Genomic DNA, 26,393 nt, shown 5'->3' on the forward strand with positions numbered 1-26,393 from the left:
GTTTGCGGCCCCACATCTCATTACTGGCTTTCTTTCTTCACCTGGCTAAGCGGTTTTACCCACGGATTGGCCGCACGCACTTCCGCTGGCAGCGATGCCACGGCGCGTTTCGCATCGGCTGGCGTGGCGTAAGCGCCGCTCACCAACACATACCAAGGTTCGCCGTTACGCGTGGTTTTATACACGTGATAACCGCTCAGGTTCTGTTTTCTCGCCCAGGCGTTCAGGCTCTCTTCTTTCGACGCACCGCTCAACTGCAGCGTGTAGTTTCCGCCCGACGGCAACGATTTGCTGGCACCGCTCGCACTGGCAGGCGCGGGATTACGCGTCGCGGTGGTGCGGGTGTTGTTCTCTTTCACAGCTGCTGGTTTAGTGGCGGCCGGTGTTTTATGCGGCGTCGACGCGTGCGTCTCGCGTGTACCATTGTTGCTGGTGCGCGCGGGGGTTTCTGAACGCATGGCTGGCGGCGTGATCGCTTTACCGTTGCCGCTGACTGTGGCTGGCGCGGTTGGCAGCGAGCTATTACCCTGCGCGCCTTGTGCTGCGGCATCGACAGAACCTTGCTGATTGTTCAGCGCACTATTGAGATCGCCCGGCAGCGTGACACGTTGTTGATTAGCTGGCGTATCCACAGGCGCAGCTTGCGTCGGCGTCGAGGAGACTGATGGCATCGAGATAGCTTGACCATCGCTGCCCGCTGGTGCAGTTGTTCCCGCGGTGTTTTGCGCTGCGCTGCCTTCAGCAGAAGGCGTGGCGTTTTGCTGGCCGCTCATGGACGTCGATCCCGAAAGGTCGATGTTCTTTTCGCTGCCACCGGCAGAAGGTGCCGCGCCATTATTTGCGGTATTGGTTGCGGGTTTCTTCTCGTCTGGGCCGGTTAATGCTGAACCAATCCCCAGCACCACCAACAGCAGAACCAAAATACCAATGCCCATCATCATATGTTGACGGGAAACCGGTACTTTCACTTTCGGCGCAGAAGACGATTTGCGTGGCCGCGTCGGACGGCGGTCACTGGCGTCAGGTTTTAACTCGTCTTCCGGTTTGAACTCATCCATTTAGCCTCCTCCGTAAAACGACGCGCTTCCCACACGCCGCATCACCACTCATCACTTCTAATAATCAGGGTTTCTGGCAATCGTTAATTGCTGCCAGCACCATATCATGAGCCACACCGCCACGCACTTCAGAGCGGCCAATAGCGAGAGGCAGCACCAGACGCAGCTCGCCCGCCAGCACTTTCTTATCGCGCATCATGTGTGGCAAATAATCTTCCGCCGCCATGCTCGCCGGGCCATGTACAGGCAAACCAGCACGCAGCAGCAGTGCGATAATGCGATCGGTTTCAACCGAGGTGAACTGCCCTAAACGTTCAGCGGTACGTGCGGCCATCACCATGCCAGCCGACACCGCTTCGCCGTGCAGCCAGTTGCCGTAGCCCATGTGCGCTTCAATCGCATGACCAAAAGTATGGCCCAGATTGAGCAGTACACGTACGCCGGTTTCGCGCTCATCAGCCGCAACCACTTCTGCTTTTAGCTCGCAGCAGCGACGGATGCAGTAAGCCAAGGCTTTTTCATCCAGCGCCAGCAGAGCATCAAGATTTTGCTCTAGCCACTGGAAGAATTCGCCATCAAGGATAATGCCGTATTTGATCACTTCCGCCAGACCGGACGCTAATTCGCGCGGTGGCAGAGTGGCCAGACAATGAGTATCCACTACGACAGACGCGGGCTGATAAAACGCCCCAATCATGTTTTTGCCGAGTGGATGGTTTACCGCGGTTTTTCCACCGACGGAGGAGTCAACCTGAGACAACAACGTGGTCGGCACCTGAATAAAGCGCACGCTACGCTGATAGCTGGCTGCAGCAAATCCGGTCAAGTCACCAATCACGCCACCACCGAGTGCAATCAACGTGGTATCACGACCGTGCGGCTTTTTCAGCAGCGCGGTGAATACCTCGTCCATGACCGCCAGGGTTTTGTACTGCTCACCATCAGGCAAAATGACCTGATCTACCTTAATGCCGGCATTGCTGAGCAGCGCTGACAGGGGTTCAAGGTAGATCGGCGCCAGGGTCTGGTTTGTCACCAGCATGGCATTGTCGCCTGCTTTGAGCGGCCAAAAAGAAGCCGGATCGTTAAACAGTCCGGCAGCGATGGTGATGGGGTAACTGCGATCCCCGAGTGAGACAGTGATCTTCTCCATGATGACCGATACCTATTGCTGAGCCCTCAGGGCGCTGGATTAGTTCTTTTCCAGCATGTTGATGATCTGATTGGCCACCACTTTTGCACTCTGATCGTCAGTGCGAATAGTGACATCAGCGATCTCTTCATAAAGCGGATTACGTTCACCAGCTAGCGCTTCCAGTACTTCGCGCGGCGGTGATTCAACCTGCAACAGCGGACGCTTTTTATCACGCTGGGTTCGTGCAAGTTGCTTTTCGATGGTGGTTTCAAGGTATACGACCACACCGCGGGCGGAGAGACGATTACGGGTCTCGCGGGATTTGACTGAGCCGCCACCGGTCGCGAGGACAATGCCTTGCTTCTCGGTCAGCTCATTAATGATCTTTTCTTCACGATCGCGGAAGCCTTCTTCGCCTTCCACATCAAATACCCAGCCTACATCCGCTCCGGTGCGTCGCTCAATTTCCTGATCGGAATCGAAAAATTCCATATTGAGTTGCTGAGCCAACTGACGACCAATAGTGCTTTTGCCGGCACCCATCGGCCCAACCAGAAAGATATTGCGTTTCTCTGCCATTTTATCGGTATTACTAAGAATTCGTTGATGATACCCCGCGTTCAGCATAGCTGGCGGGACAGGAACTGAGACCTCATGAGCGTTAACAAGAGTCAGACGGAAAATTATCTCAACACTCATGGCCGTTTGGCAACCGAATAAATTGCCCCCGGCGACCTCTTAACAGGACCGGTCTGTGGTTCGCGAGACGGTAACGCACCTCCGCTGATCCGCTATATTTCGTGCTACAGGCACGCTGGCCGGGGTCATCCACTGTCATCGCTTACCGATGTAAGCACAGTGCATTCACTCATTTAACGTCTTACTGGAGCTCGAATTATTTTGGCGATATTTCTTTTGACGTCAGTATCGCTTGTGACCAACGTCATTCGGAAGGTTATTCTGCCGCGTTCCGTTACACCGTTTTGAAAATCGCTAAACCTTGTAAGCTAATTCCAGCCCTGCGTCAACGCAGTTGGCCTCCCAGAACGAATTTTCCGCTTTATCCGGCAGTAAGCGCTGCTTCCCTGACCAGTCTGGGAGTAATAAAGATCACCAGCTCCTTTTTCTTCTGCTCATCAGTTTGCTGACGGAACAAATTCCCTAATAAAGGCATATCGCCCAGCCAGGGCACGCGTTTTTCGCTCTGCGTACGCTGCTGCTGGAAAATGCCGCCCAGCGCTAAGGTTTCGCCATCGCGCAGCGTCACCTGAGTCTCAATCTCCTGCTTATCAATACTCAGCACCTGGTTGTCGCCAATGTTTACACTGCGCCCTGGCAAGTTCTGGCTCAGCCGCAGTTTGAGCTGAATGCGGCCATTTCCCAGCACCACCGGCGTCACTTCCATGCCTAAAACCGCTTCCTTAAATTCAATGGCGGTGGCACCGCTGTTGCCCGATTTCACCTCATAAGGAATTTCCGTGCCCTGTTTGATGCTGGCGGTTTGCTGATGCGAGGTAAACAAGCGCGGACTGGCGATGATTTCGATTTGGTTCTCCTGCTCCAGCGCACTCAGTTCCAGATTGAGCAATTCGCCGCTGACCTGGCCCAGCGTCACGCCCGCGCGAAACGCCGGATTACTCACCGCAAGAGGAATCTCGAGCAGCGGGTTGCGCAACGCCTGCGTTACCACTTCTGCCGGTGACTTGCCCCAGTTAACACCTAACTCGCGCAGATGCTCTTCATTGATGGTGACGATATGTGCCGCGAGCTCAACCTGCTCGAGCGGCAAATCCAGCGCTTTTAACCAGCGCTCGGTGTCACGTAATGCCTCAGCCGTATCGCGCAGCAGCAAACTGTTGGTGCGGCTATCGACCGTGACGCTACCGCGCGGCGTCATCAACGAACGTTCGGCTTGCAGGCTGCGGTAAATATCGCTGGCGCTGGCGTAATGCAGCGTCACGGTTTGTTGTTCCAGCGGCGTTTGCTGCTTCTCCTCCTCACGCTCCACCTTTTCCTGTTGCGCCTGCTGCTGCTGCCAGCTTTCCGGATAGACCAGCAAAACGCCCTCTTCCTGCACCACGGTGAGTTTTGCCAGCTGCGTCACCAGCGCGAGCGCGCGATCCCAGCCGACATTGTCTAATCGCAGCGACAGCCGACCTTCAACGCCCGGCGCAATCAGCAGGTTGGTCTGCTGATAATCTGCCAGCGCCTGCAAAATGCGTTCAACCGGCGCATCATCAAACGTCAGACTTAATTGGTCGTCGTTAGCGCGCAGCGGCATGCTCAGACACAGCAGCATCAGTAACGTCATCCATTTCATAAAAACCTCCTTTTATTACCCATGTGATTTGCTGTGGCGTGCAGCTTTGTGCTGCGCTCAACACCAGCATGCGCGACGTAAGCTGCACGACTTGCCAGGGCGGCTGGGGAAAAGGCGCTTGATTATCCAGCCGATGGCTTTTGCCTTGAGGTGACACCAGCCACGCCACGTAGTGCGGCGCCGTGCCAATAATGCCCTGTAAGCGCCAGCCTTCTGGCGCAGCAACCTGCGTCTGACACAGCGTTGCTGCCAGCGGCTGGAAAGGATCGCGCGCCAGTGCCAGCGAGCTGCAGAGTAACAACAGCAAGGCGCTACTCCGCATCGTCACTCTCCAGCCACAGTTGCGTGTTCAATACGCCTTGCTCGGCTTGCAGCTGAAAGCGTTGTGGCACCGGTAATCGGGTGCTGGCTAGTTCACTAAACAGCGGCAGAAATTGCGGCCAGGCAAGCCTTAATTGCAGTTGCTGCGGCTGGCTATCCGGATGCCAGGCTTCCAGCTGATTGCCGCGCGCTGCTACGATTCGCTCCAGCGTTTGCTGAGTGCCGGTATCCTTCGTGGGTTGCTGCAGCAGGCTAATCTCGCTCTGCAACACATCAATAGCCGGAAGTGAAGCCAGCTGTTGCAACCGCTGTTGCTGCTGTTGACGCATCTGTTCCAGCTGCCGCGCTTGCGCTTCACGCATCTGCTGCTGCGGACGAAGCAGCACGATCCACGTCAGCGCAAACAGCCCCAGCGATAACGTCAAAAGTCCCAGCATGCGCAGCGGCAGCGTGAGCATCAGCCAGCGCTGCAGGAGTTCATTCATCGGCTACCTCCTGCACGCGCGCATGCAAAGCAAAACGATAGTCGCCGCCCGCTTCGCGCTTCACACCGCCCTGCTTTACGCTGCTGAACAGCGGCTGAGTCATGAGCTGATGACGAAAATCACTGACAGCCGCCATGCTCTGCGCCCGCCCTTCCAACACCAGTTGCCCTTGCCGACGTTCGAGGCGATTGAGCCACAAGGTGTCTGGCATTAACTCCGGCAGTTGCTGCCAAAAATGCTGCCAGCGCTGATGCTGATCTTGCCGTTGCAGCTGTGCCAGCTGCGCCTGAAGAAGTGATTCACGCAGCTTCAACAGCGATTGCTGCTGTTCCAGCTGTAGCTGCAGCGCGCTGAGGAGAGAGGTGATATCCATAAGCGCATCCATTTGTTGCTGCCGTGCAATGACGCCGCGCCACCACAGTAATGAGAGGATCAGCAAGGTGCAGACCAGCGTAAGCGACAGCAGCGAGAGACTCTGCTGGCGCCGCCGCTGCGATTGCTGGATGCGCCAGGGAAGCAGGTTGACCGCCAGCATCAGACATCCTCCGGGCGCAGCGCCAGCCCAAGCGCGATGGCAAAAATACCTTCCTGTGCAGGCAACGGCGGTTGCAGATAGTGCAGCAGCGAAAACGGCTTGCAGCGTTTAACCTGCTCCCCAGGCAAAACCTGAGTTGAGGTGCAGAATACGCTTTCCATCTGCGGGAAGGTTTCGCGCAGCTGCGCGAGGGTGAGAGGTTCAGTGGCCGCACCTGAAGTGGTGCTTTCCCCCACCAGCGTCCATAGCCAATGATCGCTAAGCGGATGAATCAATAAGTGGTTGTGGCGTAACGGCAGGCGCATGGCGATCTGCGTCAGCGCCAGGCTACTCAGCTCAAACACGTCCGGTCGCAGACCTGCCTGTTTGAGCGGCGTCAGCCATTGCGTAATCACCTCGCGCCGTGCCGCGGTAACGTAAAGCGGTGCATCCTTGCCCGGTGAGCGATAATCCAGCGACAGCGAAGCGGGTTCGACGGGAAACAGACGCTGCGCAGAAGCCGCCACATAGCGCCCCAGCGCGGGTTCACGCAGCGAGGTTTCCGGCAGCGGCAAAGTGCGTTGCAATACCAACTGCGGCGGCAGGCCAACGCGCAGTGAATAGCGCTTCGGCAGATGGCGCTGCCAGCGCCCTAACATATCCAGTAACGCAGGCGTGGTTTGCAGCACGCCGTTTCTTAACGTATCTTGCGGCAGCGTTTGTTGCCACCAGTGTCGCAACTGCCAACCATGACGTCGGCGTTCGATGCCAAGGGCACACAGTTGTCCGTTTTGGATATCCAGTCCAATTTGCCAGCGCTGAAAAGCCATACGCGCGATCTCCTTATCATTAAAAGGTCAGAGTGCTGATACCCCGGCAACTTCAAGCCTGACAGGTATATGAATGCGTCAGGCTTGTCTTTATACTACCGCGCGGTTGCTTATAAACTGCTCAAACGACAACAGATGGGAATTCTCAGGTGAAGTTCGTAAAGTATTTATTGATCCTTGCAGTGTGTTGCATTTTGCTGGGAGCCGGCACGGTTTATGGTTTATACAAATACATAGAGCCGCAGCTGCCTGATGTGAACACATTGAAAGATGTGCGCCTGCAAACTCCTATGCAGGTTTACAGCGCGGATGGCGATCTAATCGCCCAGTACGGCGAGAAGCGCCGTGTCCCGCTGACCCTACAACAGATGCCGCCTGAGTTAATCAAAGCGTTTATTGCCACCGAAGATAGCCGTTTCTACGAGCATCACGGTGTCGATCCGGTGGGGATTTTCCGTGCAGCCAGCATTGCGCTGATGTCCGGTCACGCCTCGCAGGGTGCCAGTACCATTACTCAACAGCTGGCGCGTAACTTCTTCCTCAGCCCGGAACGCACCTTGATGCGTAAGATTAAGGAAGCGTTCCTCGCGATCCGTATCGAACAGCTGCTGAGCAAAGATGAAATCCTTGAGCTCTATCTCAACAAGATTTATCTCGGCTATCGCGCGTACGGCGTGGGCGCGGCGGCGCAGGTCTACTTTGGTAAACCTATTGATCAACTGTCGCTGAGTGAAATGGCGATGATTGCTGGGTTGCCAAAAGCACCTTCGACGTTCAACCCGCTCTATTCTCATACGCGTGCGCTGGCGCGTCGTAATGTGGTGCTGGCGCGTATGCTGGATCAAAACTACATCACGCAGCAGCAATATAACGAAGCGCGTAACTCGCCGCTGACGGCCAGCTATCACGGCCCGGAAATCGCCTTCTCTGCACCTTACTTAAGTGAAATGGTGCGTCAGGAGATGGTGAAGCGTTATGGCGATAAAGCCTATGAAGATGGTTACAAGGTTTACACCACCGTCACCCGCCATCTGCAGGAAGCCGCACAGCAGGCGGTGCGTAACAATGTGATGGCGTATGACATGCGCCACGGCTATCGCGGTCCAACCAATGTGCTGTGGAAAGTGGGCGAAGCGAGCTGGGATCAAACCCGCATCCAGAATGCGCTGAAAAATCTGCCAACTTACGGACCGCTAAATGCTGCGGTGATCACCAGCGCCAGCGCCGATCACGCCACGGCGATGCTGAAAGATGGCAGCAGCGTTACGCTGAATATGGCCGGCGTACGCTGGGCACGCGCTTACAAATCTGACACGCTGCAAGGCCCAACGCCGCGCAGCGTGACGCAGGTGCTGCAGACCGGCCAGCAGATTTGGGTGCGTAAAGTGAATGACGACTGGTGGCTCGGCCAGGTTCCGGCGGTGAACTCGGCGCTGGTGTCACTCAATCCAGAAGATGGTGCGGTTCGCGCGCTGGTCGGCGGTTTTGACTTCAACCAGAGCATGTTCAACCGCGCAACCCAGGCATTGCGTCAGGTGGGTTCCAACATCAAACCCTTCCTGTATACCGCAGCGATGGATCGCGGTTTAACGCTGGCATCGATTCTCAACGACGTGCCGATTTCGCGCTGGGATGCCGGTGCGGGTGCTGACTGGCGTCCGAAGAACTCACCGCCAACGTATGCAGGTCCAATCCGTTTGCGTCAGGGCTTAGGCGAGTCGAAAAACGTGGTGATGGTACGTGCGATGCGTGCGATGGGCGTTGATTACGCGGCGGAATATCTGCAGCGTTTCGGCTTCCCGGCGCAGAACATCGTGCATACCGAATCGTTAGCCTTAGGCGCGGCGTCCTTTACCCCAATGCAGGTGGTACGCGGCTACGCGGTGATGGCGAACGGCGGCTTCCTGGTTGATCCTTACTTCATCGCGAAGATCGAGAATGAACAAGGCGGCGTGATCTTCGAAGAAAAACCGAAGATTGCCTGTCCGCAGTGCAACCTGCCGGTGATCTATGGCGATACCAAAAAGTCGGTCGCGTTGAATGAAGAGAGCGTCGAGAATGTCGCGACCTCCGATCAATCGCAGAACCAAACCGTGCCGCAACCGGAGCTGGAGCAAGTGCCTGCACAGCCGGGTGGCGAGCAGCAGTATGCTCCGCACGTGATCAACACGCCGCTGTCATTCCTGATCAAGAGCGCGCTGAACACCAACATCTTCGGCGAGCCGGGCTGGATGGGAACGGGCTGGCGTGCCGGTCGTGACCTGAAGCGTAACGATATCGGCGGCAAAACCGGTACCACCAACAGCTCGAAAGATGCGTGGTTCTCTGGTTATGGTCCGGGCGTGGTGACGTCGGTGTGGATCGGTTTCGATGATTCACGCGCGTTGGGTCGCTCCACCATGTCAGGTGCGATACCGGATCAAATCTCCGGTTACGAAGGCGGCGCGAAGAGTGCACAGCCAGCGTGGGATGACTATATGAAATCCGCGCTGGAAGGCGTGCCGGTACAGCCGCTGACACCGCCAGATGGCGTGGTCACCGTTAACATCGATCGCGGCACCGGCAAGTTGGCTAACGGCGGTAACTCGCGCCAGGAGTACTTCATCAACGGCACCCAGCCAACCGAGTATTCGGTGCATGATGTCGGCACCACCCTCATGGACAACGGCGAAAGCCACGAACTGTTCTGATCAAAAAAGCCGGCAAATGCGCCGGCTTTCTTTTTTTAATGATGATGCAATTTAGTAGCTTAAACGGCCCTGCTTCACCAGCCACTCACGCACCATAAACAGCGCGCTGACGTTACGCGCTTCGCGGAAGTCGGGTTCATCCAGCAGCGCCAGCAGATTATTTAGCGGCCAGCGATGGACAATTAGCGGCTCCGGCTCATCACCTTCCAGCTTCTCTTCGTACAAACCTTCCGCCACCACGATGTTCATCTTGCTGGAGAAATATGAGGGCGCCATGGTCAGCTTGCCCAGCGCTTCCAGTTTGGTGGCACCAAATCCCGCTTCTTCTTTCAGTTCACGATCGGCGGCTTCAAAGGCGCTTTCGCCAGGATCGATTAGCCCTTTAGGAAAGCCCAGTTCATAGCTTTCCAGACCGACGGCGTACTCCTGGATCAGGATCACGTCATCGCCAATAATCGGCACAATCATCACCGCTTCACGGTCGGAAGGTTTCATCCGCTCATAAACGCGGCGCGCGCCATTACTGAAAGCGAGATCGACCGCTTCGATGGTGAACAGGCGGGAGCGGGCCACCGCTGCCACATTGAGGATGTCAGGTTTTTTCATTGGGGTTTTCATATCAGCCTCAAACTTAGCACAACCCTGTGAAACGTGATGACGCCAGCATACCGAAGCCAGAACTATTGTGCGACACGCAGCGTAAGTAAACTATGGTGACACACATTCACTTATGGCTGCTAACAACTTCTTGTTATCTATGCAGTTAAAAATTCACAATAAGTCAACGGTGTTGGGTTAAATTCAGAAAATACCGATATTTAGTTGAGTCATGTCTGGTTAACATCCCGTTAAGGAATGATCTAACAAACTATAATTAAATGATTTTGCGCGTTATTTTATCTGACTTTTCCCTTGTCAGAATGACATCTGCTCGCCAAAATTGACTTGTATTGATGGATTCACCGGGAGTAATTCGTTAACGTGAAGGCAGTTTTTTGGCTGGATTGAGCAAAGCATGAGCACTTATATTGTCATTCTGGCTGTCATGCTCGCCTGTTCCTTATTAGCAGGTATCGGCTATTGGTTCGCTATGCGGCATCGTCCGCCGTTGGCGAAACCACTGCCGTTTATCAGTCCGCCTAATCGCAAGCTCACCGACGAAGAACGCGCTGCCGTTGAAAAGTACATCGCGCTACTGGTGAAACAGCAGCAACACAGCAGTGCGCGATCCGCAAAGAAGCCGCGCGAACCTCAAGCGCTGACGCTCACCGCGCAAAGCAACAATGTTTATCCTGTCACCCGCTCCATCACCCGCTATGGCCTCTCCACCGACGATCCGCAGAAGTGGCGCTACTATCTCGATGAAGTCGAAGTGCATCTTCCGCCGCTTTGGGAACAGTACATAGCCGAAGAGAACCACGTAGAGCTGATCCGCACGCAAACGCTGCCGCTGGTGATTTCGCTTAACGGACATTCGCTGGTGAATTACGCGGTAGAACAACCGGCGCTGCCGCCACTGGTGCGTCCGATGTCCACTAACGCGTCGATTCGTAAAGAAGAGAGCGAGAATGTTGAGCTGCTGCAGGTACGCAAAGAGACCTCAGAAGAGTATCAGCTTTCTCGCGCCGACGGCACGCGTGAAGCGGTTGCCATCTGTTTCGCTTTCCTGCTGTTCTTCCTGAGTCTGGTGCTGCCCGGCAGCCTAATGGGCTGGATTGCGCTGCTCGGCTGCCTGATGATCGCCGTTAGCCTGTGGTTCCTCTATCGCTTCCCTGGCGCCAAAGGTTTGCGCGATGTGCATTGCCTGCGCGGTGCGCCCAAGCGCTGGGGCCTGTTTGGTGAATCCAATCAGGAGCAGAGCAACATCTCGCTGGGCATTATTGATTTAATCTATCCCGCGCACTGGCAGCCGTATGTAGCGCACGATTTAGGCCAAACCACCGACGTCGATATGTACCTCAATCGTCAGGTAGTGCGTCAGGGGCGCTTCCTGTCGCTGCAGGATGAAGTGCGTAACTTCCCGGTGCAGCGCTGGCGTAAAAATCTGGTGCTGGCGTGCGGCTCGCTGCTGGTGCTGGTCATGCTATTCACCTGGATTCCTCTCAGCATGCCGATCAAACTCAGCCTTGCATGGGTGAAAGGCACCGAGAGCATTGAAGTGAATAGCGTGGATAAGCTGAATGCGCTGCCGCTACACATCGGCGACATTTTGAAAGTGGGTGGCACCGGCATGTGTTCGGTACCGGGCAATTATCAAAGCAATCGCAGCTACGCCTACATGCCGTTCGACTGCTCGGCGATTTACTGGAATAACGCCGCGCCGCTGCCACAGCCGCAATCGGAGATCATCGATAAAGCCTCGGCGCTGCTCGATACCACCACGCGCCAGCTGCATCCGGAAACCAATACCGATCCCAAACTCAATCCGCAGCTCGCCTCGGCGATTCAGAAATCGGGCATGATTCTGCTGGATGACTTCTCGGATTTGGTGCTGAAAACCCAGGATCTGTGCAGCCAGCAGCAGGATTGCGTACGCCTGAAAAATGCGCTGGTGAATCTCGGCAACGCCAAAGATTGGGATTCACTGATTCACCGTGCGGATTCTGGCAAGCTGAATGGCATGAACGTCCTGCTGCGTCCGGTGAGTGCCGAAGCGCTGGAAAATCTGGTGAACACCGCCACCTCCAGCTTCTTCGCGCGTGAAACGCGTCGTGCGGCTGAAAACCTCAATAGTCCACCGCCGGGTGGCTTCCTGATTGTCAGTGATGAAGGTCGTCAGATGGTGATGCAGCCGCAGCCGTCGGTACCGCTGTTCGATCTTGATGCGCCTTCGCAATGGCGCGAACTGCAACGCATGTCCGGCATGCTGCTGCATACGCCATTCGCCGCCAGCGGCATCATCACCAGTATTACCACCGATGCCAACGGCACACGCCATATCGCGCTGCATAACGAGCCGGATGCCATGGCGCAATGGCGCTATTTGGGTACTACGCTGTTGATGCTGGTGCTGATTGCCAGCGCGCTGATCAACGGCTTGCTGGCGCTGCGTCGTATTCATCGCAATCGCCTGCGCATGGCGGAAATTCAGCAGTATTACGATAAGTGCTTCAACCACAATCTGAACACTATGCAGAGCGTGCGCTCGCTGTTCTGAGCCCTCCCCTTCTGTGCTACCCTGTCGCCCACTTTTTTGCGGCGAGAAAGACAATGCAGGTTACGCTTAACTGGTCAGAGATTGATACCGTGCTGCTGGATATGGACGGCACCTTGCTCGATCTCGCCTTTGATCGCCACTTCTGGCTGGAACACGTTCCGGAAACCCTGAGCCGCGAACGCGCCATCACGCTGGGCGAAGCGCATCAGCTGATTGAGCAGAAATACCAGGCCGTGGTGCATACGCTAAACTGGTATTGTCTCGATTACTGGTCGCAGGAACTGGCGCTGGATATTCGCGCCATGACGTGGGAGAAGCGCCACCGCGCGGCAATGCGTGAAGATACGCTGCCGCTATTGCAGGCGCTGCGTGCCGCAGGTAAGCGCACGATTCTGTTGACCAATGCGCATCCTTACAATCTGGATGTGAAACTGGAGCAGACCGGATTAGCTGCCCACCTTGATTTATTACTTTCCACCCATACCTTTGGATATCCGAAAGAGGATCCGCGTCTCTGGCAAGCCGTTCAGCAACACACTGCGTTTGACAGCGCGCGCACGCTATTCATTGATGACAGCGAAGCGATTCTGGATGCAGCAACACGCTGGGGCATTCGCTGGTGCTTAGGCGTCAGCAATCCGGATTCCGGTCGGCCCGATCAACCTTTCCAGCGTCATCCGGCGGTACGCGATTATCGCCAATTGTGTGAGACGCTGCGTTAAAGCAGGAGCCGCAATACCATGAAAGAGAAAGTGAGCGAAGGCGTGCGCCTCGACAAATGGCTGTGGGCCGCACGCTTCTACAAAACGCGTGCGCTGGCACGCGAAATGGTCGAAGGCGGCAAAGTGCATTACAACGGTCAGCGCAGCAAGCCGAGCAAACTGGTGGAGCTCAATGCTGAATTGACGCTGCGTCAGGGCAACGATGAGCGCACCGTGGTGATCACCGCCGTGACCGATCAGCGTCGTCCGGCCAGCGAAGCCCAGGCGCTGTATGCCGAAACCGCCGCCAGCATCGACAAGCGCGAGAAAACCGCGCTGGCACGCAAGATGAATGCCTTAACCATGCCGCACCCCGATCGCCGCCCGGATAAGAAAGAGCGCCGCGATCTGATGAAATTTAAATTGTCGGGTGATAAATAACGCGCCCCCAACGAGAGAAACACTATGTCTGCAAACGATCAACTGCACCGTTACCTGTTCGAAAACGTCGCCGTGCGCGGCGAGCTGGTCAATGTGAGCGAAACCTGGCGTGAAATCGCCGAAAATCACAACTACGTTGAGCCGGTAAAAACCTTGCTGGGCGAGCTGCTGGTAGCCACCAGCCTGCTAACGGCAACGCTGAAGTTTGACGGTGATATCACGGTGCAGTTACAGGGCGACGGTCCGCTGACGCTGGCGGTGATCAACGGTAACAACCGTCAGGAGTTGCGTGGCGTGGCGCGCGTGCAAGAAGACGCGGAGATCGCACCCGGCAGCAGCCTGAAAGAGATGGTCGGTAACGGCTATCTGGTGATCACCATTTCGCCAGAGAAAGGCGAGCGCTATCAGGGCGTGGTTGGCCTGGAAGCAGATACGCTGGCGGGTTGTCTGGAAGATTACTTCATGCGTTCTGAGCAGTTGCCAACGCGCCTGTTTATCCGCACCAGCGACAAAGGCGCAGCCGGCATTCTGCTGCAGGTGCTGCCAGCGCAAGAGCCGAGCCTGGATGATTTCAATCACCTCGCCACGCTGACCGAAACCGTGAAGAGCGAAGAGCTGATTGAGCTGCCCGCCACCGACGTGCTGTGGCGCCTGTATCATCAGGAAGAAGCCACCGTGTTCGATCCGTCGCCAGTCAGCTTCAAGTGCACCTGTTCACGCGAGCGCTGCGGTGAAGTGCTGAGCACGCTGCCGGTTGAGGAAGTGGACGAAATCCTCGCAGAGGACGGCGAAATCGATATGAATTGCGACTATTGCGGATCGCATTACGTGTTCGATGCAGTGGATATTGCCGCCATTCGTAACGCGCCAACCAACAACAGCGATCACGTGCATTAATTACCTGCCGGGCGGTTCATCCGCCCGCATTCATGCTGAACGTATCCCTATCATTTATCACGGTTATTAGCTAAATAACGCTGACTTTAGTTTCATAAGTGGCAGATTTCTCTACTTGTCACGTTCCAGCTCGCATTTCTGACTATCTTCTCTTTTCCGCCGTGCTCAGAAGAGTACACTGCGCGCGATCTGCCCTGCGTGGCTATGCAGGCAGGCGGCAGAATCACCCCATAAAAAATATGCAGTAACAGATACCGATTAAAGGAGCAGTCACATGCGCGTTAACGGCCTGACATCGCAAGACCTCGCCTCTATGGGCATCAGCGGCACCACCGAAGTGGTGTACAACCCTGATTTCGACACCCTGTTTCAGGAAGAAACTCGCCCAGAGCTGGAAGGTTATGCGCGAGGCATTCTGACGCAGAGCGGTGCTATTGCCGTGGATACCGGCATCTTCACGGGTCGCTCGCCAAAAGATAAGTACATCGTTCGGGATGACACCACGCGCGACACGCTGTGGTGGAACGATGTCGGCAACGGCAAAAATGATAACCAGCCGCTGTCACAGGAAACCTGGCAGGCGTTGAAAGATCGCTGCACCCAGCAGCTTTCCGGCAAACGCCTGTTTGTGATTGATGCGTTCTGCGGTGCCAATCCTGACACGCGCCTCAGCGTGCGCTTCGTGATGGAAGTGGCCTGGCAGGCGCACTTCGTCAAAAACATGTTTATCCGTCCGAGCGAAGCCGAACTGGCTGAGTTCAAACCGGATTTCGTGGTGATGAACGCCGCGCAGTGCACCAATCCAGACTGGCAGGCGCAAGGTCTGCACTCCGAGAACTTCGTCGCCTTCAACCTGACCGAGCGCATGCAGCTGATTGGCGGCACCTGGTACGGCGGCGAGATGAAGAAAGGGCTGTTCGCCATCATGAACTACCTGCTGCCGCTGAAAGGCATCGCTTCAATGCACTGTTCGGCTAACGTCGGCAAAGCGGGCGATGTGGCGGTGTTCTTCGGCCTGTCCGGCACCGGTAAAACCACATTGTCCACCGATCCGGATCGCCAGCTGATTGGCGATGACGAACACGGCTGGGATGACGACGGCGTGTTCAACTTTGAAGGCGGCTGCTACGCCAAAACCATCAATCTGTCTGAGCAGGCGGAGCCGGAGATCTACCGGGCGATTCGCCGCAATGCGCTGCTGGAAAATGTGGTGGTGCGCGCCGATGGCAGCGTGGATTACGCCGACGGCAGCAAGACCGAGAACACCCGCGTCTCTTATCCGATCGAGCATATCGAGAACATCGTGCAGCCGGTGTCGAAAGCGGGCCATGCGAAGCGGGTGATTTTCCTTACCGCCGATGCCTTTGGCGTGCTGCCGCCGGTTTCACGCTTGACGCCAGAACAGACGCAATACCATTTCCTGTCTGGCTTTACCGCCAAACTGGCCGGCACCGAGCGCGGCGTCACGCAGCCAACGCCCACCTTCTCTGCCTGCTTTGGCGCGGCGTTCCTGACGCTGCACCCAACGCAATATTCCGACGTGCTGGTGAAGCGCATGGAAGCGGCAGGTGCGCAGGCGTATCTGGTGAATACCGGCTGGAACGGCAGCGGCAAGCGCATTTCGTTGAAAGACACGCGCGCCATCATCAACGCGATTCTGGCCGGTGAGCTGGATGAGGTTGAGACTGACACCTTGCCGGTGTTCAACCTGCAGATGCCTAAAGAACTGCCGCAGGTGGATAGCGCGATTCTCGATCCGCGCCGCAGCTGGCCGACAGAAGCGGCCTGGCAGCAAGCCGCGCAGGATCTGGCGCAGCGCTTTATTACTAACTTTGAGAAATATACCGATAACGATGCGGGTAAAGCGTTAGTGCAGGCGGGTCCGCAGTTGTGATGTGAAAACCCGGTGGGCATAAATGCCCGCCGGGTATCACGCACTGTGATTGATACTCGCCACCGCCGTAGCGCTGCTGCCTTCCGGAATCGGCAACCAGGCACGAATCCGCAATCCGCCCCGGTCGCTGTCACCAATCTCCAGCGAGCCTTCATGCGCATCGATAATACGCTGCACAATCGCCAAACCGAGACCGGTGCCGCTGGTACTGCGCGCGCTGTCGCCGCGCACAAACGGCTGGAACAGATGCTGTAGCTGATCCGGCTTGATGCCCGGACCATCATCTTCCACCTGGAACCACGCGCGGTTCAGCTCCTTGCCGCTGCTGACCTTAATCCATCCATTGCCATAACGCGCCGCGTTGACCACCAGATTCGCCAGCGCGCGCTTGATCGACAGCGGGTTGATATCCAGCATCAAATCCTCGGACATCACCGCATTCTCAATCTCGCGCTCGTAGCCGCTCTCTGCCGCCACCACTTCGCCCAGCACGCTGTTGAGGTCGGCACGCTCGGTCTGCATCTCCTGACCGGTACGCAGATAGTCGATGAACTGCTCGATAATCGCGTTGCACTCTTCGATATCTTTATTGATCGACTCCGCCAGATAACCATCCTGCTCGCCCATCATCTCAGTAGCGAGACGAATGCGCGTCAGCGGCGTACGCAAATCGTGGCTGACACCCGCCATTAACAAGGTACGATCGTCGGCCAACTGCTTCACACCGGCCGCCATTTGGTTAAACGCCCGCGTCACCGAACGCACTTCCGACGCGCCGTATTCACGCAGCGGCGGTGGAATGATGCCTTTACCGACCTGCAACGCCGCATGCTCCAGATCCACCAGGGGTCGGTTCTGGATGCGGATAAACAGCCAGGCGCCGCCAATCGCCAGCAGCATAATCGCCAGCGTGTAGCGGAACAGCGGTGAGAAGTCGCCCTGATGGATTTCGGTGAGCGGCACGCGCACCCAGATATCCGGCGACAGCCAGGTTTTCAGCCACACCACCGGCGAGTTTTTATTCACCTCGACACGGACATCGGTAGGACCGCCCAGCTGCTGGCCCATCTGCTCACTGAGGAATTCGTAATGTTGCGCCCAGCGCAAACCGCTCTCTTCCGCCGCCGCGTTGGTATACAACGAGATGCCCAGCTCACGATAAATTTCGCGTCGGAAGGCCGGTGGCACTTCCAACTGCGTTCCGTCTTCCAGCTGCAGCCGATCGGTCATCAACATACGCACTTCGTACGCGAGGACCTTATTGAACTGCTGCAAGCTGGGAAGAATGGCGAAATTGAGCACCACCAAATAGGTTGTTACCAGGCTGACGAACAGCAAGGTAACAATCAATAACAAGGTGCGGGCAAACGAACTGCGGGGTGAGAAGCGCAATCGCCTCATGCTTTGCTGCCGTCCGGAACGAATACGTAGCCAAGACCCCAAACGGTCTGAATGTAACGTGGATGCGCCGGATCTTCTTCCACCATGCGGCGCAGACGCGAGATCTGCACGTCGATGGAGCGTTCCATGGCGCTGTATTCACGGCCACGCGCCAGGTTCATCAGCTTATCGCGTGACAGCGGCTCACGCGGATGGCTCACCAGCGCTTTCAGCACGGCAAACTCACCGCTGGTCAGCGGCATTGGCTCATCTTCACGGAACATCTCGCGGGTGCCGAGGTTCAGCTTAAACTTACCGAAGGCGATAACCGCTTCTTCCTGCGAAGGCGCGCCCGGCAACTCATTGGCCTGACGACGCAATACGGCACGAATACGCGCCAGCAGTTCGCGCGGGTTAAACGGTTTTGGAATGTAGTCATCCGCACCGATTTCCAGACCGACGATACGATCCACTTCTTCGCCTTTCGCGGTGACCATGATGATCGGCATCGGGTTGCTTTGACTGCGTAAACGGCGGCAGATAGACAAACCATCTTCGCCCGGCAGCATCAAGTCGAGCACCATCAAGTGGAAGGATTCGCGGGTTAACAGTCGGTCCATTTGCTCGGCGTTGGCAACGCTACGCACCTGAAAGCCCTGCTCGGTGAGATAGCGCTCCAGCAACGCACGCAAACGCATATCATCATCGACGACCAGAATTTTGTAGTTCTCTTGCATGTTCAACTCCCAAAGGCGCCATTGCCTGAGCCAATATTGTTAAAAAAAGAGGCCTCAGTGTGACAGTCATTAATGGTTTATATTCTAGCCGAAATTGTTACAAAGCATATTAAACAGCAGCTTATATTTATTTTTGACCCTGAAATGCGCTTCGCTTCGCGTTTTTTATCTGTGCTTTCAAGCCGCTTAGCGCTTATCTGAAAATTTGGCGCATTTTCTTTCTGTTACTGGTTCATGACAAAAAATCCCGCCGCCAGAGAGGCGTTCAGGGCGATTTGACTTAAGGTGATGGTGAAGAATAGGCCTGAGTTGCAGTGATGGCAGCATAAAATAGGGCATTTCTCTTGCGGAATGCGCATCTGTTTTCGGAACAATTCCCGAGCGATGAAAAACAAGGCCAGTGTTAAATTAATTCCTACAAATCAATCAGTAATCTCCTCTTTCCTCGCTTCTCTCGATCTCCGACACTGGATTCGTACCTGTTGTTTTTGAGTTCATGTGGAGAGAGAAAAATGAAAAAAACGGTAATTCTGCTGGGCGCACTGGTACTGACCAGCTTCACTCAGGTTCAGGCGGCCACCAGCGCGGGCGAAGCGGCGGGCGCGCAGGCATCCACGACGGCGAAGGGTAACTCGGACGCGATCGGTGTTGGCGCTGTAGGCGCGCTGCTGGGCGTGGCGCTGGCGACCATGGGCGGCGGCGACAAAGGTGGCAGCGGTACCTCAACCACCACCGCGACCCAGGCCGGTAAATAACGCATCACGGCCATTCAGTTCACCTCTGCTATCCAGTACCGCATTACGTCGCGGCGCGATTAATCGCGCAGTCAATTACGCCGCGACGATGTGTGCGTTTTGCGAAAGAGTGTTGAGTACTACACCAACGGCGATTGCGCTTTCTTAAGGCGTCTCTTTCACATAATCTATGCTGTTGACGAACCACAGCTTCTGCCCTTCCGGCGTGTTGACCACCACTTCGTCATCCACTTCTTTCTTGATCAGCGCGCGCGCCATCGGCGAGTCGATCGAGATGTACTCTTTCATCGTCTCGCCATAAATTTCATCCGGGCCAACAATGCGGAAACGCTTCACATCGCCCTGCTCATTCTCCACTTGCACCCAGGCACCGAAAAACACTTTGCCCTCCTGCTGCGGCGCGTAATCGACGATTTTCAGATCGGCGAGGCATTTGCGCAGATAGCGCACCCGGCGATCGATCTGGCGCAGCAGACGCTTGTTGTAGGTGTAATCCGCGTTTTCCGAACGATCGCCGAGGCTGGCCGCCCAGGAGACGATTTTGGTGACTTCCGGACGCTTTTCATTCCACAAATGGTCGTGTTCGGCACGCAGCTTGTTATAGCCTTCGCGGGTAATCAGTTGGGTTTTCATGACTTCAACTCGTGGTGACGGCGGTTCTTCGCAGCAAAGAGGCTAACAATAAGCGACCGATTGACCATCAGCAAGATTGCGCGCGCTGCATTCAGAAAAAGACGGATTCACGGGCCACCGGCTGGCAATTTTCGGCCTCATTCCGTATAACTGTCCGCTATTTCCAACCCTGTGTAAGCATTGTTAATGATGATGAAAGATTCACTGAGCCAGATTATCGCAGGTGAGCTGAAGGCACGCGCCGACCAGGTTGATGCTGCCGTTCGCTTACTTGATGAAGGGAACACCGTGCCGTTTATCGCACGTTATCGTAAGGAAGTGACCGGCGGACTCGACGACACCCAGCTGCGTTTGCTGGAGAGCCGTCTGAGTTACCTGCGCGAGCTGGACGATCGTCGCCAGTCGATTCTGAAATCCATCGACGAACAGGGCAAACTCACGCCTGAACTCGCCACCGCCATCAACAGCACGCTGAACAAAACCGAGCTGGAAGACCTTTACCTGCCGTACAAACAGAAGCGTCGCACGCGCGGACAGATCGCTATTGAAGCCGGTCTGGAACCGCTGGCCGATACGCTGTGGCAGGACCCATCGCAGGATCCCGAGCAACTGGCCGCCAGCTACGTTGATGCCGACAAAGGTGTCGCCGACGTGCGCGCTGCGCTGGATGGCGCGCGCTACATCCTGATGGAGCGCTTTGCCGAAGACGCGACGCTGCTGGCGAAAGTGCGTGAATATCTGTGGAAGAACGCGCATGTGGTTTCGCGCGTGGTGGAAGGTAAAGAGGAAGAAGGCGCGAAATTCCGCGACTACTTCGATCATCACGAAGCGCTGAGCGGCGTCCCGTCGCACCGTGCGCTGGCGATGTTCCGCGGCCGCAATGAAGGCGTGCTGCAGCTGTCGCTGAATGCCGATCCGCAGTTCGATGAAGCCCCGCGTGAAAGCTATGGCGAAACGCTGATCGCCGAACACCTCAAGCTGCGCCTGAATAACGCGCCAGCGGATAGCTGGCGTAAAGCGGTGGTGAGCTGGACCTGGCGCATCAAAGTGCTGCTGCACCTCGAAACTGAATTGATGGGCACCCTTCGTGAACGCGCCGAAGATGAAGCCATCAACGTATTTGCCCGTAACCTGCACGATCTGCTGATGGCCGCGCCTGCGGGCATGCGCGCCACCATGGGCCTCGATCCAGGCTTACGTACTGGCGTGAAAGTTGCGGTGGTAGATGCCACCGGCAAGCTGGTCGCCACTGATACCATTTATCCGCACACCGGCCAGGCGGCGAAAGCCGCCACGGCCGTGGCGGCGCTGTGCGCCAAACATCAGGTTGAACTGGTGGCGATTGGTAACGGTACCGCCTCGCGCGAGACCGAGCGTTTCTTCCTCGACGTACAGAAGCAGTTCCCGCAAATCAACGCGCAGAAAGTAATCGTCAGCGAAGCCGGTGCATCGGTCTATTCCGCCTCTGAGCTGGCGGCGCTGGAGTTCCCGGATCTCGACGTTTCCATCCGTGGCGCGGTTTCCATCGCGCGTCGCCTGCAGGACCCGCTCGCCGAGCTGGTGAAGATCGATCCGAAATCGATCGGCGTAGGCCAATATCAGCACGACGTAAGCCAAAGCCAGCTGGCGAAGAAGCTGGATGCGGTGGTGGAAGACTGCGTAAACGCCGTGGGTGTCGATCTCAACACCGCGTCTGTGGCGCTACTGACCCGCGTGGCCGGTTTAACCCGCATGATGGCGCAGAATATTGTTAGCTGGCGCGATGAAAATGGCCGCTTCCAGAATCGTCAGCAACTGCTAAAGGTGAGCCGCCTCGGGCCGAAAGCCTTTGAGCAGTGCGCGGGCTTCCTGCGCATCAACCACGGCGATAACCCGCTGGATGCCTCAACTGTGCACCCGGAAGCCTATCCGCTGGTCGAGCGCATTCTGGCCGCCACCGAGCAGGCGCTGAATGAGCTGATGGGCAATGCTGGCGGTCTGCGCGATCTGAATGCCCGCGACTTCACCGATGAGCGCTTTGGCTTGCCCACGGTCACAGACATCATCAAAGAGCTGGAAAAACCGGGCCGCGATCCACGTCCGGAGTTTAAAACCGCGCAATTTGCTGAAGGCGTGGAAACGCTCAACGATCTGCTGCCGGGCATGGTGCTGGAAGGCGCCGTCACCAACGTCACCAACTTCGGTGCTTTCGTCGATATCGGCGTGCATCAGGATGGTTTGGTGCACATCTCTTCCCTTTCCGACAAGTTCGTTGAAGATCCCCATCAGGTGGTGAAGGCCGGTGATATCGTCAAAGTGAAGGTGATGGAAGTGGATATGCAGCGTAAGCGTATTGCGCTCACCATGCGTCTGGACGAGCAGCCCGGTGAAAGCAATGCTCGCGGCAGCAACCGCAGCGCAGGCAAAGAAAACGCCCGCCCGGCGGCCAATAACAAAGGTCGCGGCAAACCTGCCAGCTCGTCTGCCGGCAATAGCGCGATGGGCGATGCGCTCGCCGCGGCATTCGGTAAAAAACGCTAAGTTCCTGCCGTAAATAACGCGCGGAGAAACCCTCGTCTCCGCGCGTATCAGCTTGATAAATCTCCTCATCCAACTACGCTGAAAAAATAACCTTCCGCGTGGCCCAGCGATCCAATGGATATTATCAACGCCTTAATCGATGAGATTTATCACGGCAGCTTTCCGGTCGCGGCGCGTGAACGCCTGCTTTCGCACATTCGTGCCGCACGCGATACGGCAAAACTGCCGCGCAAGGCGCATTGGGATGAGAGAGATGTGGTGCTGATTACCTATGCCGATCAATTCCGCGAACCTGAACAGCCAACCCTTGCCAGCTTCTCGCGTTTTTATCAGCAGCATCTGCAATCCACTTTCAGCCTGGTGCATCTGTTACCGTTTTTTCCCTACTCTTCCGACGATGGCTTCTCGGTTATCGACTATCACCAGGTCAATCCGATTTGCGGCGACTGGCAGCACATCAGCGCGCTGCACAGCGAAACGCGGCTGATGTTTGATTTTGTCTGCAACCACATGTCGGCGCACAGCCGCTGGTTTCAACACTTTCTGGCGCAGGATCCGGGTTGGGATGATTTCTTTATCAGCATGCCGCCGGCGACCGATCTCAGCGCGGTGACGCGTCCACGCACCTCGCCGCTGCTCACACCGTTTGCGATGGCCGACGGCGAGACGCGCTATATCTGGACCACCTTCAGCGCCGACCAGATCGACCTCAACTTTGGCAATCCGGAAGTGCTGATTCGCATGGTCGATGTGCTGCTCGACTACCTGAACAAAGGCGCGGATTATGTGCGGCTCGACGCGGTGGGCTACATGTGGAAAACGCCGGGCACCAACTGCATTCACCTGCCGAAAACGCATCAGCTGGTGAAGCTGTTTCGCGCCATCGCCAATGAAGTGGCGCCCGGTACGGTGATCGTCACCGAAACCAACGTGCCGCACAAAGACAACATCAGCTATTTCGGTAACGGCAAAGATGAAGCGCAAATGGTGTATCAGTTTTCGCTGCCGCCGCTGGTGCTGCACGCCATTCATTCCGGATCGGCGCGTGCGCTGCGTCAATGGGCCAGCACGCTGGATTTAGGCGGCGGCACGACCACTTTCTTTAACTTTCTCGCCTCGCACGACGGCATTGGACTCAATCCGGCGCGCGGCATTTTGTCGGAAGTGGAGATTGTGGCGCTGGTGCGTGATTTAGCGCTGGAAGGCGCGCTTGTCTCCTACAAGAACAATGCCGATGGCACCACCAGCCCTTACGAAATCAATGTCACCTATTTCGATGCGCTCAATCAGCAGGACGATGACGATGACACGCGTTTGCGCCGCTTCCTGCTGGCACACGCGATTCTGCTGTCATTTCCTGGCGTACCGGCGATTTACATTCAAAGTATTCTTGGCTCGCGCAACGACAATGAAGGCGTGCGGGCCGCCGGTCATAACCGTGCCATCAACCGGGAGAAGTACAGCCTGCGTGAAATGGAACAGTGGATCAGCGGCGGCAACCCGCTGCGCCAACAGGTGTATGAACGCCTGAGCGCGCTGATTCAACTGCGCACGCGGCAGCCCGCGTTTCATCCCGATAACCCGATGACGCTGCTGGAAAGCGAAAATAGCCTGCTGGTGTTGCGTCGCCATCAGCCGGATAGCGATGAGGGTTTGCTGTGTGTGTTTAATCTCAGCCGTCATGAGGTGACGACACAGTTACCGCTGGCGCGGCATATGCAGGATGTGATTAGCGGGGAGAAGCTGGATGGCAGCCAGCCCTTAACGCTGGCTGCGTGGCAGTTTATGTGGCTGCGGTAAACGTCATGATCAGCTGGGTAAATTCATCGGGGTGAGAAATGAAAGGCGCATGCGCGGCTTTCTCCATCACCACCGAGGATGAAGCTGGCCAGCGTGAATCCAGTTCTTCTGCGATGCGACGCGGCACCAGCCCATCGAGATAGCCGTAGATGCGCAGGAACGGCAGCGGCAGATCGTCGAGCGCGGCACGCAAATCGTCCTGACGCAAAATCTCTAATCCCCCTTCCAGCACTTCAACCGACGGCATCGGCTGCGATAACACCACCTCTTTCAACTGACGCGCATCCTGGCGCGCGTTCTCCGTGCCCATAGTTTGCAGCGCCAGAAAGCGCTCCACGGTGCGCTGGAAATCGGTGCTCAACTGCTGCTGAAAATTTTGCAGCGTTTCGGGCTTGATGCCCGGCCATTGATCACGCGCGGTAAAACACGGCGATGAGGCAACGGTGATCAGCGCTGCAACGCGCTCCGGCTGGGTTAACGCCAGCTGGCTGGCCACCAATCCACCCAGCGACCAGCCGAGCAGCACCGCGCGGTCGGGTAACTGCGGCAACAGCTGTTGCGCCATTTCCGCTAAGGTCAGCGGCGCAAAACCCTGGCTGCGGCCAAAGCCCGGCAGATCCACCAGATGCAGGCGAAAATGCGAGCTGAGTCGCGGAACGATGTTTTGCCACACTTCGGCGTTCAAACCCCAGCCGTGCAGCAGCACAAGATCGCGATCGCCCGTGCCTGTGGTGTGCCAGTAAAGCGAACTCATCGGTTACACTCCGGAAAAGTGATAAGGAGGTCGCTATGCTACCAATCCCGGCCCTGTGTTGGCTATGCCGCCTGCCGTTGCAGATTGCCAGCCACGGTTTGTGCAGCCGCTGCGTGCAGCAAATTCCGCGGCTACCGGCACTCTGTCCCTGCTGCGGTTTACCGGCCAGTGGAATGCAGCCCTGCGGGCGCTGCCTGCGCCGCCCGCCGCCGTGGCAGAGCCTGAGCTGCGTCAGCGATTACCTGCCGCCGCTGAGCGATTGGGTGCAGCAGCTGAAGTTTTCTCGCGTAACCGCACTCAGAGTGATGCTGGCGCGGCTGATTTTGTTAAAATTGTTAACAATGCGTCGTGATTACCGGCTGCCGCGTGTAGATTTGGTGCTGAGCGTACCGCTGCATCGTCGGCGCGCCTGGCAACGCGGCTACAATCAGGCGGCGCTGCTAGCAAAACCGCTGTCTCGCTGGCTGGGCTGTGAATATCGCGAAGCGGTAAAGCGGGTGCGACAGGGCGCAGTTCAGCATTCATTGAGCGCCAGCGCGCGCAAAAAGAACCTGCGCGGCGCGTTTCGCCTTGAAATGCCGGTGCACGGACGCCATATCCTGCTTATCGACGATGTTGTGACGACCGGAAGTACCGTGGCGGAAATTAGCCGCATCCTGCTGGCGCAAGGCGCGGCCAGCGTACACATTGGTTGCCTGTGCCGTACCTTGTAGAGCGTCGGTGTTGGGCGTATTATAACCAAGTAATTTAGTCAACTATTGAGCAATCGCCATGATCGTTATTACTGATGCTGCGCAAGAGCACTTCTCAAAATTGCTGTCCAAACAAGAAGATGGCACTCAGATTCGCGTATTCGTCATTAATCCGGGTACGCCAACCGCAGAATGCGGTGTTTCTTACTGCCCACCCGATGCAGTAGAAGCGACTGATACCGAATTTAAGTTCGAAAAACTGTCAGCCTTTGTTGATGAGCTGAGCGCACCGTACCTCGATGACGCGGAAATCGACTTTGTTACCGACAACCTCGGTTCGCAGCTGACGCTGAAAGCGCCTAACGCCAAAATGCGGAAAGTCTCTGACGATGCGCCAATGGTGGAACGCGTGGAATATCTGCTGCAAGCGCAGATTAACCCGCAGTTGGCTGGTCACGGCGGTCGCGTATCGCTGATGGAAATCACCGATGACGGCATCGCCATTCTGCAATTCGGCGGCGGCTGTAACGGTTGTTCGATGATCGACGTCACGCTGAAAGATGGCATCGAGAAAGAGCTGCTGGCAGCCTTCCCTGAGCTGAAAGGCGTGCGCGATTTGACCGAGCACCAGCGCGGCGAGCACTCGTACTACTGATTAAGCACGCGGCAGCAACCCGAC

24 protein-coding genes are annotated in these 26,393 nt (G+C 56.5%); 11 read left to right on the top strand and 13 right to left on the bottom strand.

Features of this window, described 5'->3' with window-relative positions; translation table 11 throughout:
- Positions 1-20: 20 nt before the first annotated feature.
- The 8 genes from DEU53_RS15275 to pilM all read right to left on the bottom strand — a co-directional run bounded on the left by DEU53_RS15275 (position 21) and on the right by pilM (position 6,663).
- On the bottom strand, positions 21-1,058 hold the full coding sequence (locus tag DEU53_RS15275) for an SPOR domain-containing protein (protein WP_110867618.1): 1,038 nt from the start codon (positions 1,056-1,058) through the stop codon (positions 21-23).
- A gap of 64 nt (positions 1,059-1,122) precedes the next feature.
- On the bottom strand, positions 1,123-2,211 hold the full coding sequence (gene aroB, locus DEU53_RS15280; RefSeq protein WP_110867619.1) for a 3-dehydroquinate synthase: 1,089 nt from the start codon (positions 2,209-2,211) through the stop codon (positions 1,123-1,125).
- 39 nt (positions 2,212-2,250) lie between these two features.
- The gene (aroK, locus tag DEU53_RS15285; RefSeq protein WP_008107887.1) at positions 2,251-2,772 is read right to left on the bottom strand and encodes a shikimate kinase AroK; all 522 of its coding nucleotides are present in this window, start codon (positions 2,770-2,772) and stop codon (positions 2,251-2,253) included.
- Positions 2,773-3,253: 481 nt separating this feature from the next.
- A complete protein-coding gene (gene hofQ, locus DEU53_RS15290; RefSeq protein ID WP_110867620.1) occupies positions 3,254-4,513 on the bottom strand; it encodes a DNA uptake porin HofQ in 1,260 nt (419 codons plus the stop codon).
- Positions 4,458-4,835 carry a HofP DNA utilization family protein gene (locus tag DEU53_RS15295; RefSeq protein ID WP_110867621.1) on the bottom strand — a complete coding sequence of 126 codons (378 nt, stop codon included), beginning with the start codon at positions 4,833-4,835 and terminating at the stop codon, positions 4,458-4,460. Before DEU53_RS15295 ends, hofQ begins: the two co-directional genes overlap by 56 nt.
- Positions 4,825-5,319, bottom strand: a complete 495-nt coding sequence (locus tag DEU53_RS15300; protein ID WP_101762670.1) for a hypothetical protein — start codon at positions 5,317-5,319, stop codon at positions 4,825-4,827. Before DEU53_RS15300 ends, DEU53_RS15295 begins: the two co-directional genes overlap by 11 nt.
- Positions 5,312-5,854 carry a PilN domain-containing protein gene (locus DEU53_RS15305; protein ID WP_110867622.1) on the bottom strand — a complete coding sequence of 181 codons (543 nt, stop codon included), beginning with the start codon at positions 5,852-5,854 and terminating at the stop codon, positions 5,312-5,314. Before DEU53_RS15305 ends, DEU53_RS15300 begins: the two co-directional genes overlap by 8 nt.
- A complete protein-coding gene (pilM, locus tag DEU53_RS15310) occupies positions 5,854-6,663 on the bottom strand; it encodes a pilus assembly protein PilM (protein ID WP_110867623.1) in 810 nt (269 codons plus the stop codon). Before pilM ends, DEU53_RS15305 begins: the two co-directional genes overlap by 1 nt.
- A 149-nt stretch (positions 6,664-6,812) precedes the next feature.
- On the opposite strand from pilM, the gene mrcA reads away from it, so the two are divergent.
- Positions 6,813-9,353, top strand: a complete 2,541-nt coding sequence (gene mrcA / locus DEU53_RS15315; RefSeq protein WP_110867624.1) for a peptidoglycan glycosyltransferase/peptidoglycan DD-transpeptidase MrcA — start codon at positions 6,813-6,815, stop codon at positions 9,351-9,353.
- Between the two features lie 51 nt (positions 9,354-9,404).
- Here the strand turns inward: mrcA and nudE are convergent, their stop codons facing one another.
- Positions 9,405-9,971, bottom strand: a complete 567-nt coding sequence (gene nudE / locus DEU53_RS15320; RefSeq protein WP_101762674.1) for an ADP compounds hydrolase NudE — start codon at positions 9,969-9,971, stop codon at positions 9,405-9,407.
- A 397-nt stretch (positions 9,972-10,368) separates the two neighbouring features.
- On the opposite strand from nudE, the gene DEU53_RS15325 reads away from it, so the two are divergent.
- From DEU53_RS15325 to pckA, 5 genes are all read left to right on the top strand, one after another.
- Positions 10,369-12,510 carry an intracellular growth attenuator family protein gene (locus DEU53_RS15325; protein WP_110867625.1) on the top strand — a complete coding sequence of 714 codons (2,142 nt, stop codon included), beginning with the start codon at positions 10,369-10,371 and terminating at the stop codon, positions 12,508-12,510.
- A gap of 53 nt (positions 12,511-12,563) precedes the next feature.
- Positions 12,564-13,232, top strand: a complete 669-nt coding sequence (gene yrfG, locus DEU53_RS15330) for a GMP/IMP nucleotidase (RefSeq protein WP_110867626.1) — start codon at positions 12,564-12,566, stop codon at positions 13,230-13,232.
- Positions 13,233-13,250: 18 nt separating this feature from the next.
- The gene (gene hslR, locus DEU53_RS15335) at positions 13,251-13,652 is read left to right on the top strand and encodes a ribosome-associated heat shock protein Hsp15 (protein ID WP_101762677.1); all 402 of its coding nucleotides are present in this window, start codon (positions 13,251-13,253) and stop codon (positions 13,650-13,652) included.
- A gap of 24 nt (positions 13,653-13,676) precedes the next feature.
- Entirely contained in the window at positions 13,677-14,549 is an 873-nt protein-coding gene (gene hslO, locus DEU53_RS15340; protein ID WP_110867627.1) for an Hsp33 family molecular chaperone HslO, read from the top strand.
- Between the two features lie 274 nt (positions 14,550-14,823).
- The gene (pckA, locus tag DEU53_RS15345; protein ID WP_110867628.1) at positions 14,824-16,443 is read left to right on the top strand and encodes a phosphoenolpyruvate carboxykinase (ATP); all 1,620 of its coding nucleotides are present in this window, start codon (positions 14,824-14,826) and stop codon (positions 16,441-16,443) included.
- 36 nt (positions 16,444-16,479) lie between these two features.
- On the opposite strand, the gene envZ is transcribed toward pckA, so the two are convergent.
- Positions 16,480-17,844, bottom strand: coding sequence for a two-component system sensor histidine kinase EnvZ (gene envZ / locus DEU53_RS15350; RefSeq protein ID WP_101762680.1), 1,365 nt, complete (start codon positions 17,842-17,844; stop codon positions 16,480-16,482).
- Positions 17,841-18,560, bottom strand: coding sequence for a two-component system response regulator OmpR (ompR, locus tag DEU53_RS15355; RefSeq protein ID WP_001157751.1), 720 nt, complete (start codon positions 18,558-18,560; stop codon positions 17,841-17,843). The genes envZ and ompR overlap by 4 nt, the downstream gene beginning before the upstream one ends.
- A 512-nt stretch (positions 18,561-19,072) precedes the next feature.
- On the opposite strand from ompR, the gene yjbE reads away from it, so the two are divergent.
- A complete protein-coding gene (yjbE, locus tag DEU53_RS15360; protein WP_101762681.1) occupies positions 19,073-19,315 on the top strand; it encodes an exopolysaccharide production protein YjbE in 243 nt (80 codons plus the stop codon).
- Positions 19,316-19,459: 144 nt separating this feature from the next.
- Here yjbE and greB read toward each other — a convergent pair whose 3' ends face one another.
- Positions 19,460-19,948, bottom strand: a complete 489-nt coding sequence (gene greB / locus DEU53_RS15365; RefSeq protein ID WP_101762682.1) for a transcription elongation factor GreB — start codon at positions 19,946-19,948, stop codon at positions 19,460-19,462.
- Between the two features lie 192 nt (positions 19,949-20,140).
- On the opposite strand from greB, the gene DEU53_RS15370 reads away from it, so the two are divergent.
- Together DEU53_RS15370 and DEU53_RS15375 are read left to right on the top strand one after the other, a co-directional pair.
- Complete coding sequence (locus DEU53_RS15370; RefSeq protein ID WP_110867721.1) at positions 20,141-22,468, top strand: Tex family protein; 2,328 nt, start codon at positions 20,141-20,143, stop codon at positions 22,466-22,468.
- A 114-nt stretch (positions 22,469-22,582) separates the two neighbouring features.
- Positions 22,583-24,268 carry an alpha-amylase family glycosyl hydrolase gene (locus tag DEU53_RS15375; RefSeq protein ID WP_110867629.1) on the top strand — a complete coding sequence of 562 codons (1,686 nt, stop codon included), beginning with the start codon at positions 22,583-22,585 and terminating at the stop codon, positions 24,266-24,268.
- On the opposite strand, the gene bioH is transcribed toward DEU53_RS15375, so the two are convergent.
- On the bottom strand, positions 24,252-25,022 hold the full coding sequence (bioH, locus tag DEU53_RS15380) for a pimeloyl-ACP methyl ester esterase BioH (protein ID WP_110867630.1): 771 nt from the start codon (positions 25,020-25,022) through the stop codon (positions 24,252-24,254). The two genes, DEU53_RS15375 and bioH, sit on opposite strands and share 17 nt — an antisense overlap.
- A gap of 35 nt (positions 25,023-25,057) precedes the next feature.
- On the opposite strand from bioH, the gene gntX reads away from it, so the two are divergent.
- Positions 25,058-25,735, top strand: a complete 678-nt coding sequence (gene gntX, locus DEU53_RS15385) for a DNA utilization protein GntX (RefSeq protein ID WP_110867631.1) — start codon at positions 25,058-25,060, stop codon at positions 25,733-25,735.
- A gap of 58 nt (positions 25,736-25,793) precedes the next feature.
- Positions 25,794-26,369, top strand: coding sequence for a Fe-S biogenesis protein NfuA (nfuA, locus tag DEU53_RS15390; protein WP_064741235.1), 576 nt, complete (start codon positions 25,794-25,796; stop codon positions 26,367-26,369).
- Positions 26,370-26,393: the final 24 nt, after the last annotated feature.

The organism is Pantoea sp. AG1095, assembly GCF_003208415.1.
Classification (GTDB): Bacteria; Pseudomonadota; Gammaproteobacteria; order Enterobacterales; family Enterobacteriaceae; genus Pantoea; species Pantoea leporis.

Excerpts from the sequence above, each read along its gene's own strand:
- nfuA (WP_064741235.1), top strand. The coding sequence starts at position 25,794 with ATGATCGTTATTACTGATGCTGCGCAAGAGCACTTCTCAAAATTGCTG.
- pckA (WP_110867628.1), top strand. The coding sequence starts at position 14,824 with ATGCGCGTTAACGGCCTGACATCGCAAGACCTCGCCTCTATGGGCATC.
- yjbE (WP_101762681.1), top strand. The coding sequence starts at position 19,073 with ATGAAAAAAACGGTAATTCTGCTGGGCGCACTGGTACTGACCAGCTTC.
- bioH (WP_110867630.1), bottom strand. The coding sequence starts at position 25,022 with ATGAGTTCGCTTTACTGGCACACCACAGGCACGGGCGATCGCGATCTT.
- greB (WP_101762682.1), bottom strand. The coding sequence starts at position 19,948 with ATGAAAACCCAACTGATTACCCGCGAAGGCTATAACAAGCTGCGTGCC.
- hofQ (WP_110867620.1), bottom strand. The coding sequence starts at position 4,513 with ATGAAATGGATGACGTTACTGATGCTGCTGTGTCTGAGCATGCCGCTG.
- pilM (WP_110867623.1), bottom strand. The coding sequence starts at position 6,663 with ATGGCTTTTCAGCGCTGGCAAATTGGACTGGATATCCAAAACGGACAA.
- DEU53_RS15275 (WP_110867618.1), bottom strand. The coding sequence starts at position 1,058 with ATGGATGAGTTCAAACCGGAAGACGAGTTAAAACCTGACGCCAGTGAC.
- DEU53_RS15305 (WP_110867622.1), bottom strand. The coding sequence starts at position 5,854 with ATGCTGGCGGTCAACCTGCTTCCCTGGCGCATCCAGCAATCGCAGCGG.
- aroB (WP_110867619.1), bottom strand. The coding sequence starts at position 2,211 with ATGGAGAAGATCACTGTCTCACTCGGGGATCGCAGTTACCCCATCACC.
- aroK (WP_008107887.1), bottom strand. The coding sequence starts at position 2,772 with ATGGCAGAGAAACGCAATATCTTTCTGGTTGGGCCGATGGGTGCCGGC.
- envZ (WP_101762680.1), bottom strand. The coding sequence starts at position 17,844 with ATGAGGCGATTGCGCTTCTCACCCCGCAGTTCGTTTGCCCGCACCTTG.
- nudE (WP_101762674.1), bottom strand. The coding sequence starts at position 9,971 with ATGAAAACCCCAATGAAAAAACCTGACATCCTCAATGTGGCAGCGGTG.
- DEU53_RS15295 (WP_110867621.1), bottom strand. The coding sequence starts at position 4,835 with ATGCGGAGTAGCGCCTTGCTGTTGTTACTCTGCAGCTCGCTGGCACTG.
- DEU53_RS15375 (WP_110867629.1), top strand. The coding sequence starts at position 22,583 with ATGGATATTATCAACGCCTTAATCGATGAGATTTATCACGGCAGCTTT.
- gntX (WP_110867631.1), top strand. The coding sequence starts at position 25,058 with ATGCTACCAATCCCGGCCCTGTGTTGGCTATGCCGCCTGCCGTTGCAG.
- DEU53_RS15370 (WP_110867721.1), top strand. The coding sequence starts at position 20,141 with ATGAAAGATTCACTGAGCCAGATTATCGCAGGTGAGCTGAAGGCACGC.
- DEU53_RS15300 (WP_101762670.1), bottom strand. The coding sequence starts at position 5,319 with ATGAATGAACTCCTGCAGCGCTGGCTGATGCTCACGCTGCCGCTGCGC.
- hslO (WP_110867627.1), top strand. The coding sequence starts at position 13,677 with ATGTCTGCAAACGATCAACTGCACCGTTACCTGTTCGAAAACGTCGCC.
- ompR (WP_001157751.1), bottom strand. The coding sequence starts at position 18,560 with ATGCAAGAGAACTACAAAATTCTGGTCGTCGATGATGATATGCGTTTG.
- hslR (WP_101762677.1), top strand. The coding sequence starts at position 13,251 with ATGAAAGAGAAAGTGAGCGAAGGCGTGCGCCTCGACAAATGGCTGTGG.
- yrfG (WP_110867626.1), top strand. The coding sequence starts at position 12,564 with ATGCAGGTTACGCTTAACTGGTCAGAGATTGATACCGTGCTGCTGGAT.
- DEU53_RS15325 (WP_110867625.1), top strand. The coding sequence starts at position 10,369 with ATGAGCACTTATATTGTCATTCTGGCTGTCATGCTCGCCTGTTCCTTA.